Source organism: Aurantiacibacter xanthus (assembly GCF_003584015.1).
GTDB classification, from domain to species: Bacteria; Pseudomonadota; Alphaproteobacteria; order Sphingomonadales; family Sphingomonadaceae; genus Alteraurantiacibacter; species Alteraurantiacibacter xanthus.
The window spans coordinates 36,524-53,430 of sequence record NZ_QXFM01000095.1; the positions used below are offsets into that span (position 1 = coordinate 36,524).

13 protein-coding genes are annotated in these 16,907 nt (G+C 66.4%); 9 read left to right on the top strand and 4 right to left on the bottom strand.

Features of this window, described 5'->3' with window-relative positions:
• The first annotated feature begins 10 nt into the window (after positions 1–10).
• The 5 genes from D2V17_RS10365 to D2V17_RS10385 are packed head-to-tail and all read left to right on the top strand — an operon-like array spanning position 11 to position 6,896.
• Entirely contained in the window at positions 11–1,201 is a 1,191-nt protein-coding gene (locus tag D2V17_RS10365; protein ID WP_119592902.1) for a PepSY-associated TM helix domain-containing protein, read from the top strand.
• Entirely contained in the window at positions 1,201–1,779 is a 579-nt protein-coding gene (locus D2V17_RS10370) for a hypothetical protein (RefSeq protein WP_119592903.1), read from the top strand. The genes D2V17_RS10365 and D2V17_RS10370 overlap by 1 nt, the downstream gene beginning before the upstream one ends.
• A complete protein-coding gene (locus tag D2V17_RS10375; protein WP_147367351.1) occupies positions 1,776–2,396 on the top strand; it encodes a MotA/TolQ/ExbB proton channel family protein in 621 nt (206 codons plus the stop codon). The genes D2V17_RS10370 and D2V17_RS10375 overlap by 4 nt, the downstream gene beginning before the upstream one ends.
• On the top strand, positions 2,396–2,785 hold the full coding sequence (locus D2V17_RS10380) for a DUF2149 domain-containing protein (protein WP_119592905.1): 390 nt from the start codon (positions 2,396–2,398) through the stop codon (positions 2,783–2,785). Before D2V17_RS10375 ends, D2V17_RS10380 begins: the two co-directional genes overlap by 1 nt.
• Positions 2,769–6,896: a cobaltochelatase subunit CobN gene (locus tag D2V17_RS10385; RefSeq protein ID WP_119592906.1), complete on the top strand. Its 4,128-nt coding sequence runs from the start codon at positions 2,769–2,771 to the stop codon at positions 6,894–6,896. Before D2V17_RS10380 ends, D2V17_RS10385 begins: the two co-directional genes overlap by 17 nt.
• On the opposite strand, the gene D2V17_RS10390 is transcribed toward D2V17_RS10385, so the two are convergent.
• A complete protein-coding gene (locus D2V17_RS10390; RefSeq protein ID WP_147367353.1) occupies positions 6,879–8,057 on the bottom strand; it encodes a hypothetical protein in 1,179 nt (392 codons plus the stop codon). The genes D2V17_RS10385 and D2V17_RS10390 overlap by 18 nt on opposite strands.
• A 280-nt stretch (positions 8,058–8,337) precedes the next feature.
• On the opposite strand from D2V17_RS10390, the gene D2V17_RS10395 reads away from it, so the two are divergent.
• Positions 8,338–9,915, top strand: coding sequence for a tannase/feruloyl esterase family alpha/beta hydrolase (locus D2V17_RS10395; protein ID WP_220474104.1), 1,578 nt, complete (start codon positions 8,338–8,340; stop codon positions 9,913–9,915).
• A gap of 66 nt (positions 9,916–9,981) precedes the next feature.
• Here D2V17_RS10395 and D2V17_RS10400 read toward each other — a convergent pair whose 3' ends face one another.
• Positions 9,982–10,884, bottom strand: coding sequence for an alpha/beta hydrolase (locus tag D2V17_RS10400; RefSeq protein WP_245978665.1), 903 nt, complete (start codon positions 10,882–10,884; stop codon positions 9,982–9,984).
• A 36-nt stretch (positions 10,885–10,920) separates the two neighbouring features.
• On the bottom strand, positions 10,921–12,219 hold the full coding sequence (locus tag D2V17_RS10405; RefSeq protein ID WP_119592909.1) for an SGNH/GDSL hydrolase family protein: 1,299 nt from the start codon (positions 12,217–12,219) through the stop codon (positions 10,921–10,923).
• Positions 12,220–12,326: 107 nt separating this feature from the next.
• Here D2V17_RS10405 and D2V17_RS10410 point away from each other — a divergent pair, with 107 nt between their 5' ends.
• Positions 12,327–13,241, top strand: coding sequence for a GDSL-type esterase/lipase family protein (locus D2V17_RS10410; RefSeq protein WP_191229154.1), 915 nt, complete (start codon positions 12,327–12,329; stop codon positions 13,239–13,241).
• 4 nt (positions 13,242–13,245) lie between these two features.
• Here D2V17_RS10410 and D2V17_RS10415 read toward each other — a convergent pair whose 3' ends face one another.
• Entirely contained in the window at positions 13,246–14,385 is a 1,140-nt protein-coding gene (locus D2V17_RS10415; RefSeq protein ID WP_245978666.1) for a LacI family DNA-binding transcriptional regulator, read from the bottom strand.
• Between the two features lie 57 nt (positions 14,386–14,442).
• On the opposite strand from D2V17_RS10415, the gene D2V17_RS10420 reads away from it, so the two are divergent.
• Both D2V17_RS10420 and D2V17_RS10425 read left to right on the top strand, forming a co-directional pair.
• Positions 14,443–15,825, top strand: a complete 1,383-nt coding sequence (locus D2V17_RS10420; protein ID WP_220474105.1) for a neutral/alkaline non-lysosomal ceramidase N-terminal domain-containing protein — start codon at positions 14,443–14,445, stop codon at positions 15,823–15,825.
• Positions 15,822–16,904 (top strand): alpha/beta hydrolase, encoded by a 1,083-nt coding sequence (locus D2V17_RS10425; RefSeq protein ID WP_119592912.1) that lies wholly within the window; start codon positions 15,822–15,824, stop codon positions 16,902–16,904. Before D2V17_RS10420 ends, D2V17_RS10425 begins: the two co-directional genes overlap by 4 nt.
• The last annotated feature ends 3 nt before the right edge of the window (positions 16,905–16,907 follow it).

Consider the following 16,907-nt stretch of genomic DNA (forward strand, 5'->3'; position numbering starts at 1 on the left):
CGCTCGCTAGATGCGCAAGGCCCTGTTGATCGCGCACCGGTGGACCGGGGTGATCGTCGCTCTGGCGGTGATCATCACCGGGCTCACCGGGGCGATCATTCCCTATCAGGACCAGATCCGTTCGCTGGTGGCGGGCGAGGTATGGGACGCTGCGCCGCCCGAGCCGGGCGCGCGCGTCCTGTCCGGGCTGGAGCTGAAGCGCATCGTCGAGGCGGAAACGGGCGGCGAGGTTGGCTTTATCCAGCTCGTGCCCGCCTCGGATCATGCCCATTCGGTCTTCGTCAGCGCCCCAAGCGGCGAACCCCCGCTGCCGTTTCGGCAGTTCTTTCTCGACCCCTACACCGGCGAGATCCGCGCGCGGGTGAACTTCGCCGAGCTTGCAGACGGCCCGATCAATATCGCCCCGTTCCTCGTCTCGCTGCATTACAGCCTTGCCGCCGGACAGACCGGACGACTGCTGCTTGGTGTGGCGGCGCTGGCGTGGCTGCTGCTGTCGCTGGCGGGGCTGGTGCTGACTTTCCCGCGCAAGGGCCCGCGCAAGGGAAGCCCGACCTTCTGGCGCGACTGGGCGGGGGCATGGCGCTTGCGGCGCAAGGGCGCGCGCAAGGTGCGCCTGTACGACTTTCATCGCGCGACCGGCCTGTGGCTGCTGCCGTTCACCGTGGTCTTCACCTGGTCGGCGGTCGCCTTCAACCTCGATGCGGTGCATCAGCCGGTGCAGGCGATGCTGGGCGGGAAGGGGCTGTTCGCGCCGGTCGACAATCCCGCCCCCGATCCGGGCGCGGCGATGTCTGCCGAGCAGGCCGAACAGGTCGGCGCGCGGCTGATGCGCGAGCAGGCCGAGGCGCGCGGCTTCACCATTCGCGGGCCCGAGGCGCTGAGCTTCCGGCCCTATGCCCATGTCATTGGCTACTACGCGCGCACCAGCCTCGATGGGCCGACCGGGAACGGTTCGACCGCGGTATGGTTCGATCAGGCTTCGGGGCGGCTCATCGCGTTCCGCCATCCCTATGGCGAGACCTCCGCCGATACTTTCGATAAGGTGCTGCGGCTGCTGCACACCGGCGAGATGTTCGGCGGGGTCTACAAGCTGGCGATCAGCCTGTTCGGCCTGCTGATTTCGGCGACGACCATTGCGGGCGTGGTGATGTGGTTGAAGAGCAAGCGGCGGCCTGCGCGCAGTCGGAGAGAGGTCCGGTGATGCTTCCCTATACCATCCCGCTGATCTGGCTGCTCGCCCTGCTGGCGGCAGCGATCCATCTGCGCGACGGCGGGCGCACGGTTCGCTCGGCGCTGTGGGCAGCGGCAGGCTTTGCGCTGGTGCTGCCCGCTGCGCTGTGGCTCGCGCCGCAGCCGAACTGGATCGCGGTGCTGGTCACGATCGGGGCGATGGCGCGCCTGATCGCCGGTGGCGGCAAACGAAGCGGGCCGTTGCTGGCGGGGATCAGCGCCGGACTGGCTGCCTCCCTTGTCGCGGCGGCAGGGATTGAGCCGTGGCCGGCAGCGATGGTGACCTTCGCTGCCTTGCTGGCGGCCTTCGGCTTGCAGTCCGGCTCAGCCAGGGCCAGCCCGCGTGACGAGCATCTGCTGGTGGGCGTGGCCCTGATGCTGCCGGTGGTCGGCCTTTCGGGCGATCTCATATACGGCTGGCAAGCAGCTGGAATGCTGGGGGAAGGTGCCAAGGCTGCCGGTGCATTGGAGCCGCCGGTCTGGGCGCTGGCAATTGTGGGGCTGGCCATTGTGGCCGGACTGGTGAGAGGATTGTGGGCAAGCCGATGAATTTTGGAGACGTGCTGGAACAGGGCCTGTTCGCCCTCGGTCAGGTGTTGCGCCTGCCGGTGTTCATCCTGCTGTGGATCTGCGTGGCGGCAACGCTGTTCTATGCGGCGAGCTATCTCGTGGTCGCCGTCAGGCGCCGCAAGCAGCGCGCCGGGTTCGATATCAAGCAGTGGCTGCAACAGGACCGGGTGCTCGATGCCGATCCCGCGCGCCGGGCCGAGCTTCCCGGCAGCCTGGGCGCGATGCTGGTCGATATTCAGGCGCTCGATGCCCATCAGGCATTGCACCATGGCGGGCTCGAAAACGTGGTCGCCGAATATGAGGAGAAGCTGCGCCACGGTCTCGACGGGCCGCGCGCGCTGGTGAAGATCGGGCCCAGCCTCGGCCTGATCGGCACGCTGATCCCGATGGGCACCTCGCTTGCGGCCATGGCGGGCGGCAACCTCGGCGCGATGGCGGGGCAGATGGTGGTGGCCTTCACCAGCACGATCATCGGACTTGCCACCGGCACGGTCGCCTATGGCCTCGTGGCGCTGCGGCAGGGCTGGGTCAGCGCCTCGATCCGCGAGCAGCGCTATCTCGCCGAAGTCGCCGCCGCCGAGCTGGAGAACCGCTGATGGGCCGCTTCATCAAGCTTGCCGCCCCCGATGAGCCCGCCGAGGAAGATCCGCTGGCGGGCGTCGCCAACCTGTTCGACGCTTCGATCGTGTTCATCGTCGGGCTGATGATCACGTTGTTCTCGGTCTACAACATGGGCGATCTGATGAGCGGCGAGGGCACCGTCACCATGATCAAGACCGACGCAAACGGGATGCAGGAGATCGTGGTCAAGGAAGGTGAGACGATCACCGCTTACAAAGTCACCGGCGAGGAAGGCTCGGGCGACGGCGAGCGGCTCGGCTCGGCCTACCGGCTCGCGAACGGCCAGATCATCTACGTGCCCGACGGCGAAACCCCTGAGGCGGAAAACCCCGAGACGGCGGCAGGCAGTGAGCAGGCTCCTTAAGTCCTTCTTCCTGCTGTGGGCGCTGCTGGCCCTGCCCGCCGCGCTGGCCGCGCAGGACGAGCCGGAGGTGATCCGGCTCGGCTACCTGTTTTCGGATGGGCAGACACCGGGCACCGTCGCCGCGCTGCGCGCGCTGTTCGCGGAGCGGCCGGACCTCAGGGACCGGATCGAAGTGCGCATTCTCACCGAAAGCTCGTTTTCCGACACCGATGCCGCTGCCTTCCGGCAGAACGACGTGCTGGTGTTCGACGTCATGAACCAGCAGATGCTCGATCAGTTCGACGAGCAGAACAAGGCCGACCTGCTGGCCGAAACGGGCCGCGTTCTCGGGGTGGGCGTGGGGCTTCAGGGCGAGGGGCACTACACCGAACTGGGCGTCGAATGGGATGCCCGCGCACGGGCCTACTGGGAGCATGGCGGGCTCTCGAACCAGCTCGGCCTGCTCAAGCTCGCCTTGCAGCGCGCGGGGGTCGAGGGGCTGGAGCTGCCCGAGCCGCAGCTCTCGCTCGATTTTGGCTACTACTATCCCGATGGCGGCACGGGCCGCGTGTTTGCCGACTGGGATGCCTTCCAGCAATGGCGGGCCGAGCACGGCAAGCTGAAGCAAGGCGCGCCGCGGGTGGCGATCGGCTTCTTCAAGGCGAACTACTATTCCGGCGACATGGTGCTGATCGACGCGCTGATAGCCGAGGTCGAGGCGCGAGGGGCCGAGGCGGTGCCGATCTTCGGCTATCCCGGCGCCGTGGCCTTCCGCGAACTGCTCGGCACGGGTGACACTGCGCGCGCCGATGTCGGGCTGGGGCTGTCGTTCCAGTTCAACGATGCCGAGGCGGCAAAGCTGCTTGAAGAGGTCGGCATTCCGGTCATCAACCTCATCAGCCTCTATGGCCGCAGCGAGGAGGACTGGCGCAATTCGCCGACCGGGCTTTCGGCCTTCGAGGGCACCTTCAACCTCGCCTCGCCCGAGCTGGCAGGCACCGTTGCGCCCACGGTGGTGGGCACGAAGGAGCGGGTGAACGATCCGGCGACCGGGCTGACCTCGGTCGTCACCAGACCTATCGCCGAGCGGGTCGACATGGCGGTGCGCCGTGCGCTCAACTACGCCGACCTCTCCCGCACCGCCAATGCGGATAAGCGCCTGGCGATCATGTACTACAGCTACCCGCCGGGCCGGGCGGGCATCGCCGCAAGCTATCTCAACGTGGCGGAATCGCTTGAACGGATTATGCAGCGCCTGTCCGAGGAAGGCTACGACATCGGCGGCGAACCCCCGAGCGCCGAGGCGATCCTCGCCGACATCACCAGCCGCGCACGCAACGTGGGCAGCGATGCGCCGGGTGAACTGGCCGAGCTGATCGCGCTGGGCGGCGCGCAGCGGGTGCCGCTGGCGCAGTATCGGGCCTGGCTCGATGCGCTCGATCCGTCACTGCGCGAAAAGATGCTGGCCGACTGGGGCGATCCGGCCGACAGCATGCTGATGACCGAGCATCGCGGCGAGGAGGTCAACCTGATCGTCCCCGCGCTCGAATACGGCAATATCCGCCTGATGCCGCAGCCTTCGCGCGCCTGGGGCGAAGACCTCGAAATGCTCTACCACGCGCAGAACCTCGCGCCGAGCCACCAGTATCTCGCCGCCTATGCCTGGGTGCGCGAGACATTCGATGCCCATGCTGTGGTCCATGTCGGCACCCACGGCACGCTCGAATGGCTCGACGGGCGCGATGCGGGGCTTGGCCCCGACGATGCTCCCGATGCCATGATCGGCGATCTGCCCGACGCCTATATCTACAACGTCGACGTGGTCGGCGAAGGGCTGGTCGCGCGGCGGCGCGGGATGGCGACGCTGGTCGATCACATGGTGCCGCCCTTCGTGCGCGGCGGCCTCACCGAAGACCTCGCCCGCCTGAGCGAGCTGATGAACGACCACATCCAGAACGAGAGCAAGAACCCCGAACTGGCCGCGATCTACGCCCGGCAGGCGCGCGATCTGGCGGTGGAGCTGGGCATCGCCAAGGATCTCGATCTCGATCCGGCATCATCGTGGTCCGACGAGGAACTGCACCGGGTGGAGGATTACATGATCGCGCTGCGCGGCCAGATCATTCCCTATGGCCTCCACGCCTTCGGCCGCACCCCTGCGCCCGAGGCGGTGGACAGCACGGTGGAAGCGATCCTCAGCATCGACCGCTCGGCACTGCCCGAGGCGGTGAACCTGCTCGGCGAGGAGATGGAGCAGCGCATTCTCGCCTCGGGCCCGCGCGAGCTGGACGGGCTGATGCTGGCGCTTGGCGGGCGGTTCGTGCCCGCAGGCAAGGGCGGTGAGCCGGTGCGCAACCCCGACAGCTATCCCACCGGCGCGAACTTCTACGGCATCGACCCCGACAAGATCCCCAAGCCCGCCGCCTGGGAGATGGGCAGCACGCTCGCGCAGCAGATGCTTGACGATCACGTCGCGAAGCACGGACGCTACCCGGAGAAAATCTCGTTCGTGATCTGGGGCGACGAGACAATGCGCCACGAGGGCGTGCTCGAAAGCCAGATCTTCTACATGCTGGGGACGCGGCCCGTGTGGGATGCGCGCGGGCGGGTGGTGGACGTGAAAGTGATCCCGCGCGAGGAGCTGGGCCGACCGCGCGTCGATATCGTGATCGCCTCGACCGCTTCGGGCCTGTTCGGCGGGCTGACCCGGCTGATGGACAAGGCGGTGCAGGCGGTGCGCGTGCTCGACGAGCCCGACAACCAGATCCGCCAGCACTATATCGAGATCAAGCAGGCGCTGATCGCCAGCGGCGTGCCCGAGGCCGAGGCCGACCAGATGGCGGGCGTGCGTATCTTCGACGAGCCGCCCGGCACCTTCAACCTCAACACCTCCGACATCGTCGCCACCAGCGGATCGTGGGACAGCGACGCCGGCTTCGCCAACGAATATATCCGCAAGATGGGCCACGCCTATGGCAACGGTTACTGGGGCCAGCCGATGCCCGATGTGTTTGCGCTGAACCTCTCGGGCACTGAGAAGGTCGTCCACTCGAACTCGACCATGCTCTATGGCACGCTCGATAACGACGACATGTATATGTACATGGGGGGGCTCTCCTCGGCGATCCGCAGCATCGACGGGGCCGACCCCGAACTGGTCATCACCGACACCCGCGATCCGGGCAATCCGGCGATGATCGGGCTTGAACAGTTCATTGGCCGCGAGTTCCGCTCGCGCTACGTCAACCCGAAGTGGATCGAGGGGATGCAGGCCGAGGGCTATGCCGGGGCCGGGGCGATGCGCGAATTCGTCGAATATCTGTGGGGCTGGGAGGCGACCACCACCGAAATCATTGACGATTCGATGTGGAACCAGACCTACGAAACCTATGTGCTCGACCGCCAGAACCTCGGCATGAAGCAGTGGTTCGACGCAAATTCGCCCTATGCCTATCAGGACATCACCGCACGAATGATCGAGACGATCCGCAAGGACTACTGGAACGCCGATGAGGAGACCCGCGCGACGCTGGTGCGCGAATATCTGGAGAACGTGGCCGAGCACGGGGTGAACTGCACGGCGGTGTCCTGCGGCAACGGGCGGATGCTCGAATATGTCTATGCCGAGGCGGAGCGGACGGGCCTTCCGGCCGATCTGATCGCGCGCACCAAGGGGGCCTTCGAGACCGCCATGGGCCGCACGATCAGCGAGGCCGCCCGCGAGTTGGAGGCCTTTGTCGCCAGCAACGATGCGCGTGCCGAAGCCGAACGGGCCGAGCGGCGCGAACTGGTCTCGCGCCTGCCGTCCTCCACGCGGCCGAACGACGCAGCGCGCGAGGCAAGGGGGGAAGGCACCGAGCCGGTGAGGGCACCCACGTCGCGCGCTGCATCGGGCGGGCCGACTGCCCCGCCTGCAACGGGCGATGCAGCCCCCGCCGGGCAACCTGCGCTGACCGGTCAACTCATGTCGGAGGAGATCACAAGGCGCGAAATTCCATTGCTGAAGGAGCCTGTGGTTGCGGCGATTTCGCTGCGTGATCTTGCCGGGGCTCTGGCGCTGTTCCTGATCGTGTTGCTTGGCTGGCAGTTCACCGATCGGCGGCGTGGCCGAGGCTCACTCGCTTCTGCCTGATAGCGCGAAATGCGCGGTTGAACTGGTGACAGTGTCGTGGCCGCCACCTTCGGTCATCACGTAGTCGTTCCATGCGAGGAGAAACCCCTCGCGATAGGCGCGGATGGCGGGGACCGAGGAGTTTTCCGCGCTCTGGCTGAGGTTGCGCGGCGGCGAGAGCGGCTTGCCCTTGCTGTCGAAGGTCTGCAGGAAAATATCGCGCTGGCCGTTGTCATCGTCGCTCCAGGCAAGACCGAGCCTCGGGCCATTCCAGGTGAGATAGGCGCCGATGGACTGGGCTGGCCCATGGGTGATGCGTCGGGCCTCGCTTATCGGCGAAAGCTCGCCATCGCGCAGCGCGAACAGCTGGAGGTAGACTTCCTGATTGCCGTCGCGCTCATCGAACCAGGTCAGTGCAGCCGTGCCATCGGGCCCGAATTGCAGGTCGGGGTACAGCGAGGCGTGGCCATCGGGCGGCGTCAGCGTGATGGCTTTGGCGTCGTCGCCCTCGACCATGGCCAGCCGCGCTTCGTCGCTGCCGTCATCGAGCGCAGCATCGTAGATGACGAAGAACCGTTCGCCCAGCACCGCGGCATTGAGGTTCCACGTATCGTGATCGGCGCGGGCAATCTGCCGGGGCGCGCCAAGCGGGCGTCCATCGACGCCGAACCGTCGATGCATGACGCGCATCGCCCCCGTATCGTCCTGCGAGAGCCACGCGACATGCAGGGCTTCGCCCATGTGGCGCACCACCGGATTTTTCGCCTTGCCGCCATCCTGCAACGGGACGAGCCATTGCCGGGTGCCCGAAAGGTCAAGCCCGGCCAACCAGGCCTGAAGGCGTCCGCTCTCCCGGTCGCGGCCATACCAGGCGACCACCAGCCCGCCATCCACGGCGATCAGATCAGGCTCGTAGGCGTCAAATCCCGGTGGGCTGATCCGCCTTGGAGAGCCGTCGGGCCGACCAGCCGGATCGAGCGCCTGCAGGTAAATTGCGGCCTCGTCTCCGCGCCCGCCGTGCCAGGCGGCGAAGGCGGCGGGGTCGGCATTGGCAAGGCTCAGTTCGTGTGCGCGTGGCGCTGTTTCCTCACCTCCCTGACAGCTGGCGAGCAGGGCCAGAGCGCCGATGCTCGCCAGGGTTTGCGATGGGACGGCGAGCGTGAGGATAGTCCGCAATTGCATGGCCGGAAACTAGCCCAACGTGGGGTACAAGTCATGCAATCCCGCGTCAGGTGGCAGCGCGGGGATGCAGGCTGGTTTGACTGGTTTTGTCCCCACACCCTCGCTGAACGAGTTGGAGGACTTGAACCGCCGACACCCTTTGATGCTTTTCTATAATAACGATGTCTGTACATATGATTCACCGCGATCGAAGGGCAAAACAAGGGGTGAGGATCGGATGACCATGCGTGTCTGGCTGGGGCTTGGAGCTATGGCCGCAACTGGGTTTGCCGCTGTCCCATTGCTCGGAGCATCGGAGGATGCCCGCGCGGACGAGCGGATCGCTGCGAGCGAGACGATGGCACGGTGTACGGCGCTCGCCGATGCCGCTGCGGATGGTCTTGCTTTTTCCGCTGCCGAACTCGTCTCCGCAGGCCCCGGACCGGCGGCTCCCGGCGCGGATCCCGCGCAACTGCCCGAGCATTGCCTCGTTCGCGGCACAATCGACCGGCGCGTCGGCGTGGGCGAGCGCGAGTTCGGGATCGGCTTCGAGATGCGCCTGCCAAGCGACTGGAACGGCCGGTTCCTGTTTCAGGGTGGGGCGGGCCTCGATGGGCAGGTCATGCCTGCCGTCGGCACTGTCGCCAATTCCGCCAAGCCATCGGCGCTGGCGCGCGGCTTCGCGGTGGTCTCCACCGACAGCGGGCATACCGGCTCGATTATCGACGCAAGCTTCGGCCTCGATCAGCAAGCGCGGGTGGACTACGCCTACAACGCGCTCGACAAGGTGACCGCGCAGGCCAAGCGGCTGGTGCATGCCTATTACGGCGCGACGCCCGACTATTCTTACTTCCTCGGCTGTTCGAACGGCGGGCGACAGGCGCTGGTTGCCTCGCAGCGTTTGCCGCTCGAATTCGACGGGATCGTGGCGGGCGATCCGGCCATGAGCTTCTCGCGCATCGCGCTGGGCGAAGTGTGGAACATGCAAGTGCTGGCCCGCATCGCCCCGCGCGACGAGGCAGGCCGCCCGATCTATGCCCGCGCCTTCAGCGAGGCCGATCTCGGCCTAGTGCGGAGCCGGGTGCTCGCGCAGTGCGATGCGCTCGACGGGCTGGCCGACGGCATGATCAACGACTGGCAGGGCTGCGCCTTCCACCCGCGCGAACTGACCTGCACCGGCGCAAAGACCGCGCAATGCCTGAGCGCCGATCAGGTCGGCGTGCTGCACGATCTGATGCAGGGGCCGATGACCAGCGCCGGAAAGCATGTCTACGGCCCGTTCACTTACGACACCGGTATTGCCTCGGGCGCATGGCGCGGGATGCGGCTCGGCACCTCGCAGACGGGCGAACCCAATTCTGCGGATTCCACCCTCGGCCTCGGCCAGTTCCGCTATTTGCAGCTGACCCCGCCTGAGCCGGAATGGAACCCGCTCACGCCCTATAGCGTCGATGCCATGCTAGATCGGCTGCGCTATCAGGGCGGCATCGGCGATGGCGACAGCCCGTTCCTTTCCACCTTTGTGCGGCGCGGCAAGATGATCGTCTACAACGGCCTGTCGGACCAAGGCATGTCTACGCCCCACATCGCCCGCTGGTACGACGCCATGGTCGCTGCCACCGGCGAGGCGGCGCGCGATTCCGTCCGGCTGTTCGCCGTGCCGGGAATGCTCCACTGCGGCGGCGGCGAGGCGACCGATACGTTCGAGATGCTCGATGCCATCACCGACTGGGTCGAGCGCGGGCAAGCGCCCAACCGCGTGATCGCCACGGGCAAGACCATGCCCGGCATCTCGCGCCCGCTGTGCCCCTATCCGCAGGTGGCGCGCTACGAAGGCGGCGACCCGGAGCTCGCCGCCAGCTTCTCCTGCCGCAGCTAAAGCGGGATGACATAGCATCGACCTGCAAAGCCCTTCCCCTTGGGGAAGGGAGCAAGGTGTTAGCCTCTAGAAGCCCTTGCTTTCGTAGTCCCAGCCCGGAACGAGGCACAGGCGGCAGTTCGCGCCGACGAAGGTCCGCCCCGCGGCCTCGTCGCCGCGCAGGCGCCAGTCGAGCCAGTCGACCGAGATACTGGCCGCCGCGCCGCCATAAGGTTCGCCGAAGGTGCCGCCGTGGCCAACCGGCAGGTTGACGATGGCGGCGGGCACGTGGTCGATCCGGCGGTAGTCGTCCATGCCGTTGGCATAGGCGATGTCCTCCTCGCCGCCCTGCACATAGAGGATCGGGTGGGTGAGCTTTGCGAGATGCGCCTTCTCCAGCATCATGCCGGGAATGCGCGGATCGCCATCGGCGAGAATGCCGGTGTTGTTGCCGATCACGGTCTGGACGCGCGGATCGGTGCCGACTTCGAGCGCCTGAATGCCGCCACAGCTATGCCCCGCCGCAGCCACGGCAGACAGATCGAGCAGTCCGCGATATTTGCTGCTCGCCATGCCGTTTTGCGCGAAGGCCCAGTCGATCCCGTCGATCATGTCCTGCGCGGTGGTGGGCTGGGTGGGGAGTTCGCCCTCCTTGCGCGGCGGGCGGGCCTGCGCGCGCCGCTCGGCCTCTTCGGGTTCGTAGCCCGAGGCGATCACCAGATAGCCGTGGCTGGCGATCTCCAGCAGGTGCGCGGCGTGCGGGGCCGGGTTGTCGCTGCAAGCGCCGTTGCCCCACACCAGCACCCCGAGCGGCTGCGCGGTGGGGCGCGGCAAGGTGGCGGGACGGAAGATGACATGGCCGGGCAGTGACGGGTCGACCTCGCTGATCGCAGCATAGGGGCCGCTGCCGCCGTGTTCCCCGTTATGCGCCGCTGCCCCCGCCGCGATCAATGCCAGTGCCGAGCCAAGCAAAACCGTCGATCTGCGCATTCCTCACCACCCTTCGATTCTTACCCTGGAGAATCATTACTCCGACTTGAAGATAGCAAGATCGACGGCCTGCGCCATGGCCGCGTTACCGGCATCGTTGGGGTGGACGTGGTCGCCGGGGTCGAACGCGGGGTTGATCCGGAGCGGATCGGCCGGGTCGCGGGTGGCGGCGTCGAAGTCGATCACGGCATCGAAGCGACCGCTGGTGCGGATCCAGTGGTTGATCTCGGCGCGCATCGCTTCGCCTTCCTCGCTGTAGAAGAACAGGCCCTTGGTCGGCATCACTGTCCCACCGGCGATCTTGAGGCCATGCAGGTGCGCGCGGGTGACAAGCTGGTCGAGCCCGGCGATGATCTCGGGCGCGGTAGCGGCCTGCGTGGCGGGCATTCCGGGCATGATCGACATGTTGATGTCGTTGATCGCCTCCAGCACGATCACCCAGCGCGCGCCGGGGCGGCTGAGCACGTCATCGGTGAAGCGCACAAGGGCGGCATCGCCAGCGCCTGCTCGCAGCACGCGATTGCCCGAAATGCCGGTGTTGATGACCGACCAGCCTTCGAAGCCGGGGGTGGCCTGAAGCCGCTCGGCCAGCAGGTCGGGCCAGCTCTGGTAGGCGCCGGGCGTGGTGGCATAGCCTTCGGTGATCGAATCCCCGAAGGCTATGATCGCCCCGCCGTCCTGCGCGTCGGCATCGACGGCAAGCCCGCGCAGCCAGAAGTACGATGAGGCAATTTGCGGATCGGGAAGCGACGTGCTTGCCACAAGGTTGCCTTGCGCGATGTAGGTCGGCGCGAGGCCGATCTCATCGACGGTTTCGGTGGGCGTGGTGTCGGGCAGATAGATCGAGACCGCCAGCTCTGTGAGCGGCGGAACGGGCAGGTCAACGGGATCGCTCACCATGCGGGTGCCGGGTTGGAGGACGATCTCGTCCGCGCTGCCGAAGGTCACGACCCGGTCGGTGCTTTCATCGATCTGGCCGTCGCTTCCGGCGATGGCGACATGGACCGCGCCGAGACGCACTGGCTGTGCTCCGTTGCGGTTGGCGAATTCGAGCCGCAGGCGTTCGCCGCCAATAGTGGTGCGCAGGGTCATGCGCACGGTCTGGTTATCGAGCGTTGCGGGATAGGGCAGGCGCGGATTGGGCGGCGGAGGCGCGTCTTTCGGCGGCGCGGGTGGCGGGCCGGGGGGCGGCCCGTCACCGAAAGGCGAGGGCGGGGGCGGCTGCAACGGCAGGGCCGTGCCCCAGCTTTCCACCCAGCGCTCGGCTTCGGTGGCATGGAGCGGTGCGCCGAGCAGGGCCAGCACAAGCAAGGTGATAAAGCGCACGTGTCTCATTCGTCTCTCCCAGTGGCGATGGTCTAGCCAAGCCGAGCAGGGGCTGCAAACGATTGCTCAAAGCTGGCGATTGTCTATGTTCGCATCGTCTGATGCGGGAGGATGGCATGACGATCTGGGTTCTGGCGACAATGGCTGCGGGGGCGATGATGGCTCTGGCAGGGGCGGCAGTGGCGCAGGACGTTGCGCCAACGCAGGCCTTGGGGCGGACCTTCGACGCGGTGAACGGCACCGCGATCCAGTGCCCCTTGCCGCAGCCTCGCCCGCAGGAGGTGCTCGACCGGCAGTTCGAAACGCGCCCGCAGGATCTCGACGCGCTGTCCGAGCAGGCCGCCGCCTTCTTCTCCGGCGACAGCGAAGTGGCCATGGCCTTCCGCGCCCGGCAGGCCGAGCAGTTTGCCACCGACTGGCCGTTCCGCTGCCGCTACCGCGACGCCAATGCCGATCTGGCCGAGCGCAATGTCAGGCCGCGCGTGGTGTTCATGGGTGATTCGATCACCGAGGGCTGGGTCGAGGCGGACCCTTCGTTCTTCGCCGACAACGGCTATGTCGGGCGCGGGATCAGCGGCCAGAGCAGCCCGCAGATGCTGGCGCGCTTCTGGCAGGACGTGGTCGCGCTGAAGCCGCAGGCCGTGCATATCCTGGCGGGTACCAACGATATCGGTGGGGCGACCGGGGCGATCACCGAAGACGAATATCTCGGCACGATCGCCTCGATGATCGCCATTGCCCAGGCGAACGACATTGCGGTGATCCTCGCCGCCATGCCGCCGATGTCGCGCCTGTTGCCGCGGCCCGAGTTCGATACGCGGCCCGTGGTGCCTGCGCTGAATGCCCGGCTTGCCCTGCTGGCCGAGGAAAAGGGCGTGATCTTCGTGGATTACTTCACGCCGTTGAAAGCGCCCGATAATGCGTTCGACCCGGCCTATGCCAACGATGGCGTGCATCCGACGCGGGCAGGCTACGCCGTGATGGAGCCGCTGGCGCAAGCTGCGATAACAGCGGCGCTGGCGCAGGACTGATCGGTCAGTCGCAGGTCGTGCTGCCCCGCGTCACGATCTGCGGCTTCAGCATCACCGTTTCCACGCTCTTTCCGGCGATCTTGCGGAACAGCAGGTCGACCAGCGCATCGGCCCCGGCCTCCAGATCCTGCCGGATCGAGCTGAGCGCGGGCACGGTGCGGCGGGCGATTTCGAGATCGTCGAACCCGATCACCTTCACATCTTTCGGCACTGCGCGGCGGCGGTCGAGCAGCGCTTGTAGCGCGGTCATGGCGATGGTGTCGGAGGTGGCGAAGATGCCATCCACCTTGTCGGCCATGTCGAGGAAGCCGGAAATGTCTTCCAGCGCCTGTTCGGGCACGAAGTGGACGGGCAGGGTGGTGCCCACCGCGCCGTTGCCCTTGTCGCGCAAGGCGTCGCGAAAACCTTCGAGGCGTTGCTCGATCTCGGGCACCGAGGGGTCGCCGAAGAAGGCCAGCTTGCGGCAGCCGAGCGACAGCAGGTGTTCGGTCGCCATCCGCCCGCCGAGGCGGTTGTCGCTGCCGACCGAGCAATAGATCTGCTCGTCCAGCGCCGCGCCCCAGACCACCAGCGGATCGTAATAGCGCGCCACCGAATTGATGACATCGGACTGATTCGACTGGCCGATGATGATCATCCCGTCGACTCGCCCGCTGTCGACCTGCCGCGAGAGCCACTCCGGATCGTGCGGCACGACCTTGCTCAGCAGCAGGTCATAGCCGCGCTCGGCAATGCGGTCGGCGATCAGGGCCAGCAGGCGCATGAAGAACGGGTCGGAGAAATGCTGCGTCTTCTCGTGGCCGAGGGGAACGACCACGCCGATCGTCCCGGTGCGGCCCATGCGCAGGTTGCGTGCCGTGTTGCTGGGGCGGAAGTCGTACTGATGGGCAAGCGCGCGGATTTTTTCGCGCGTTGCCGAGGAGATATTGCCCGTTCCTGCCAGCGCGCGCGACACGGTTGCCGCCGAGACTCCGGCGATCCTGGCAAGATCCTGAATGTTCTGCGGCTTCTGCGCCTTGGCGGCGGCGGCCTTCTTGCTGCCGGACGACTTCTCCGCCCCGCCAACCTTTTTCACGCCCTTGCCACCCATCACCTGACCCTTCGAATACCGGCCCGACCATAGCGGACTTGCCCAAGTGAGCAATGCACAGTAAGAAGAGTGCAATCGATTGCAAAAGTCGACCCAACGGGAGGAGACACGATGCTGAATTTCAGGCGCTCTGCCGCATATGTCATCGCCAGCCGCATGCTGGCATTTGTTGCACTGGTGTTTCTCCCCTTGTCTTCGGCTTCGGCGGAAGGTGTTTCCGGCCAGCTGCGTGCAGGTGCGGCGCGGGTGGACGTGACGCCTGCCGCAGACGATCTGCCGCCCGGATCGCAAGGCGTGCTCGATCCGCTCTATGCCCGCGCCATCGTGGTCGATAACGGCCATGAGCGTGCGGCCATGCTGACGGTCGATGCAGGTGCGCTCCTCACTCCGCTGTGGGAAGAACTTCGCCTGCGCGCCGAGCGCGAGCTCGATATTCCGCGCGAGAACTTTCTCCTCACCGCCACCCACACGCATAGCGCGCCGTTCGTCCGCAACGACGGCTTTGCCGACAAGGTGTTCGAAGCGCTGCGACAGGCGAGCGGGAAGCTTCAGCCCGCGCGCATCGCCTTCGGCACGGGCAAATCGTGGATCAACGTCAACCGCAACATCATCAATCCGGAAAATCGCCGCTGGTGGGAAGGCCCGAACTACGACGGCCCGTCTGACAAGACCGTCGCCGTCATGCGGGTGGAGTCGCTGGATGGCGCGCCCATCGCAGTCTATTACAACTATGCCGTGCATCCGGTGGTGACCGGCAACCTCGACATGATCAGCGCCGACATTCCCGGTGCCACGTCCAACTATCTCGAAGCCTCGATGGGCGGCGATGCGGTGGCGCTGTGGTCGAGCGGCGCCTCGGGCGACCAGAACCCGATCTTCTTCAACCAGACCTATGACCTGCGCGAAATCCGCATTGCCGACTATGCCGCGCGCGGCGAGGATATCTCGAACGCCATGCCGCCGGGCGGGATGGGCCTCGATCGCAGCAATCCGCGTGTGCAACTGCTGCTCGACCAGCAGAAGCAGGTGAACGCCGCGCTCGGCCTGATGCTGGCGGAAGAGGTGCTCCATGTGATGCGCTCCAGCCTGCAACGGCCGCAGGAGGACATGGTGATCGCTGGCGGTTTGCAGACCGCGACCTGTCCGGGCCGGCGGCGGCTCGACAGCGGGCGCGCGGGCTATGCCGGCACCTATGAGGATGCCGATCCGATCGACCTTCAGCTCTCCATGCTGCGGCTGGGCGATGTCTATATCGGCGGTGTCGATGCCGAACTGTTCACCGTGATCGCGCAGCGCTTCAAGAGCGAGTCGCCCCACGCCAACACGATGCTGGCGACGCTGACCAACGGCGTGGCGCAGTCGGGCTATATCCCCAACGATGCCGCCTATGGGCAGTACACCTTCGAAGTGGTCTCCTCGCGTCTCCAGCCAGGCTGCGCCGAGAGCGCGATCGTCGACGGGCTGACCGATCTGATCGCACAGGTCGAAAAGTGAGCAAGCTGCGACGCCTTGGCGCGGTCGGTCTGGCCGCTCTGGTCGGCCTGTCCGCGCCTGCGATGGCGCAGGGTGACGACCGGATTTCCGAAAACGGCACCGTGCGCCTCGACGGGGTGGAGGTGCCGCTGTCGAGCTTCCTCAGCGAAGAGGGACGCGAATATCTGCGCCACCTCATCGTCGATAAGCCCTTCGGCAATGCCGTGCCCGATATCGCCGAGGAGCGTCTGCGGCAGGACGGCATCATGGCCGCCTTCCTCAAGCCGATGCGTGAGCGTTACGCGGTCGATATCCACGAGGATCGCATCGGCGGGGTGGTGGTCGATGTCGTCACTCCGGCCGAGGGCATCGCGCCGGAAAATGCCGACCGCCTGCTGATCAACGTCCACGGCGGCGGGTTCACCACCGGCGGGCGTTCGGCCTCGCTGGTGGAATCGGTGCCGCTGGCGGCGCTGATGAAGATCAAGGTCGTCTCGATCGACTACCGCATGGCGCCCGAATACCAGTTTCCCGCCGCGAGCGAGGATGTGGTGGCGGTCTATCGCGAGCTGCTCAAGAGCTACGATGCGACGAAGATCGGCCTTTATGGCTGCTCGGCTGGTGGTGTGCTGGCGGCGCAGTCGGTGGCGTGGTTCCAGGCGCATGAGCTGCCTGCACCCGCTGCACTCGGGGTGTTCTGCGCCTCGCTCGGCGGCTATTTCGGCGGCGACGCGACGATGACCGCCGGTGCGCTCAACGGCTATCTGCCGCCACTCGATCCGCCGCCTGCGGCCAATGGGCCACCGCCCGTGCCGGGCTATCTCGACGAGGCCGATTCGTCCGACCCGCTGGTCTATCCGTTGTCCTCCGACACGGTGATGGCGCAGTTTCCGCCCACGCTGTTCATCAGCGGCACGCGCTCGTTCGAATTCTCCGCCGCGCTCAATTCGCACAACGCGCTGGCGCGGGTCGGGGTGGAATCGCAGCTCCACGGTTGGGACGCGATGTTCCACGGCTTCATCTACAATTCCGACCTGCCCGAAGCACGAGAGGCCTACGATATCATGGTCCACTTCTTCCAGACTCACCTGGCCGACTGAGCG

What these genes read in the sequence shown, in the direction of transcription:
- D2V17_RS10365 (WP_119592902.1), top strand. Translation starts at nt 11, where the DNA reads ATGCGCAAGGCCCTGTTGATCGCGCACCGGTGGACCGGGGTGATCGTC.
- D2V17_RS10370 (WP_119592903.1), top strand. Translation starts at nt 1,201, where the DNA reads ATGCTTCCCTATACCATCCCGCTGATCTGGCTGCTCGCCCTGCTGGCG.
- D2V17_RS10375 (WP_147367351.1), top strand. Translation starts at nt 1,776, where the DNA reads ATGAATTTTGGAGACGTGCTGGAACAGGGCCTGTTCGCCCTCGGTCAG.
- D2V17_RS10380 (WP_119592905.1), top strand. Translation starts at nt 2,396, where the DNA reads ATGGGCCGCTTCATCAAGCTTGCCGCCCCCGATGAGCCCGCCGAGGAA.
- D2V17_RS10390 (WP_147367353.1), bottom strand. Translation starts at nt 8,057, where the DNA reads ATGCAATTGCGGACTATCCTCACGCTCGCCGTCCCATCGCAAACCCTG.
- D2V17_RS10400 (WP_245978665.1), bottom strand. Translation starts at nt 10,884, where the DNA reads ATGCGCAGATCGACGGTTTTGCTTGGCTCGGCACTGGCATTGATCGCG.
- D2V17_RS10405 (WP_119592909.1), bottom strand. Translation starts at nt 12,219, where the DNA reads ATGAGACACGTGCGCTTTATCACCTTGCTTGTGCTGGCCCTGCTCGGC.
- D2V17_RS10410 (WP_191229154.1), top strand. Translation starts at nt 12,327, where the DNA reads ATGACGATCTGGGTTCTGGCGACAATGGCTGCGGGGGCGATGATGGCT.
- D2V17_RS10420 (WP_220474105.1), top strand. Translation starts at nt 14,443, where the DNA reads ATGCTGAATTTCAGGCGCTCTGCCGCATATGTCATCGCCAGCCGCATG.